A 1,703-nucleotide genomic window follows, 5' to 3' on the forward strand; every position below is an offset into this window, starting at 1 on the left:
AAAACTACGTCGGCACAATTATATAACAGAATTTTCCTGCCGGATGTCGAATAAGAAATGGTCAGCGTAAATGAAGGAGTGGCCATGATGCTTTCGAAAAATCGGTTAGGGACGGCGCCTAAAATATATTTTCGACCGGAAATCAACTCTTGTCCGCATTGCGAAACAAAACTACGGCGGTCCCATACCGCATGGAAAAAAAAGATCGACTTGCTGAATGACACGATCTACGCCTGGAGCATGGCCTATGCCTGCCCCAACCAGGATTGTCCGCATCCCGGCGTCGCCTACAAATCGGCAGAAGCGGAAGCGCGCAGTATGAAACATTCTTCTTACGGATACCACGTACTGGGTCTGGTCGGCGAGCTTCGTTTCAAGCAGCATCGAACCTGCAAGGAAATTGCCGATGCGTTGACCGCGCGCGGAATCCCAACCAGCGAGCGGTATGCACAAAGCTTATACGAGCGCTATCAGACCTTGCTTGCGGCCAGTCTGGACGACCACATACGAAACGTGCTGGCAGAGACGACTGTACAAAATGGCGGGATTATCCTTTCGATGGACGGTGTCCAGCCGGAAAAAGGAAACGAGATGTTGTATGTAATCCGCGAAGTGTTCAGCGGTACTGTGCTCGTCGCGCGGAATATGAAGAGTGGGACAGCAGCGGAATTGCAAACGCTGATCGAGCCCATCATCGCGCTGGGGCTTCCCATCGTTGGCATCATCAGTGACGGCCAGTCTTCCATCCGACTTGCGTTTGCGTCGCTCCTGCCGGATGTGCCTTACCAATACTGTCAGTTTTACTATTTGAAGGACATTGCCAAACCCGTCGTGGACGCAGATCGCAAACTGAAAATGGAACTGAAAAAGAGCATGCGCGGCATCCGGGACATCGAGCGAAAGATCGAGCAGACCGAAGCCAAGGCCGCTGCGCGAACGGACTCCGGGCAAACCGAAACCAAGGACACGGCAGTAACGGAAGCCCGGATAGCTAAGGGCTATATGGCCGCCGTTCGTTCGCTACTCTTGGAGGACGGAGAGCCGCCGCTTGAGTTGCCCGGCATGATCATCTACGAGCGCGCGCAGGCGATTCAAACATCGTTGCAACGATGTTTGGATAAAAAAGGGGCCCAGCCTGCTTCAAAACGTTTTCCGAACTTTCAGTAAATTACCCGACCTGCAGCCGACCTACGATACCGTTTCCCGATGGATGGTGCCGATTACGCAAATTGCCGCTGTGCTCGAACCGAACATGGATAAAACCAGCGCAACGGTCGAGTGGGAATTGACCCTGCTGCTCGATTGGGTGAAGATGACGTACACCGAAGAGACCGACGCCGGGTTGACGGACAATTTGTTCCGGTACACCAAGGGACTTTGGAACGGACTCTTTCCCTGTTACGATCATTATTACCTTCCCCGAACCAATAACGAGTTGGAGCAATTTTTTTGACAGACGAAAGCCTGTCACCGCCGCATAACCGGACTTCGCAACTGGAATCGCTACATCATTCGCAACGGAGAAATGATCGTGTTAGTGCACGATGCGCTTCGTCAAGAGCATGTGACCGCCCGCCTTCGTTCGGTCAGTTATGAAACCTACAAAGCGCGGAAAGCACAATGGGACGAGCGTCTGTCCGAAGGGATTCAGCGGAAACGCTTTAATCGTGATCCCGCGGCGTACCTAAGCGATCTGGAACAAC

The 1,703-nt window shown here is 52.8% G+C and carries 2 protein-coding genes; both read left to right on the forward strand.

Translation table 11 applies throughout. The features are described from left to right. Positions 1 to 84: 84 nt before the first annotated feature. Entirely contained in the window at positions 85 to 1,167 is a 1,083-nt protein-coding gene (locus EXY20_RS38720; RefSeq protein ID WP_135557785.1) for a transposase, read from the forward strand. A gap of 43 nt (positions 1,168 to 1,210) precedes the next feature. Next, a complete protein-coding gene (locus tag EXY20_RS38725) occupies positions 1,211 to 1,453 on the forward strand; it encodes a hypothetical protein (protein WP_135557786.1) in 243 nt (80 codons plus the stop codon). Positions 1,454 to 1,703 lie beyond the last annotated feature (250 nt).

Source organism: Paenibacillus cymbidii, assembly GCF_004764705.1.
In the GTDB taxonomy this organism is placed as follows: Bacteria; Bacillota; Bacilli; order Paenibacillales; family NBRC-103111; genus Paenibacillus_AN; species Paenibacillus_AN cymbidii.

Bases quoted from the DNA above. Each gene is read 5' to 3' on its own strand.
- EXY20_RS38720 (WP_135557785.1), top strand. From the start codon at position 85: ATGATGCTTTCGAAAAATCGGTTAGGGACGGCGCCTAAAATATATTTT.
- EXY20_RS38725 (WP_135557786.1), top strand. From the start codon at position 1,211: ATGGTGCCGATTACGCAAATTGCCGCTGTGCTCGAACCGAACATGGAT.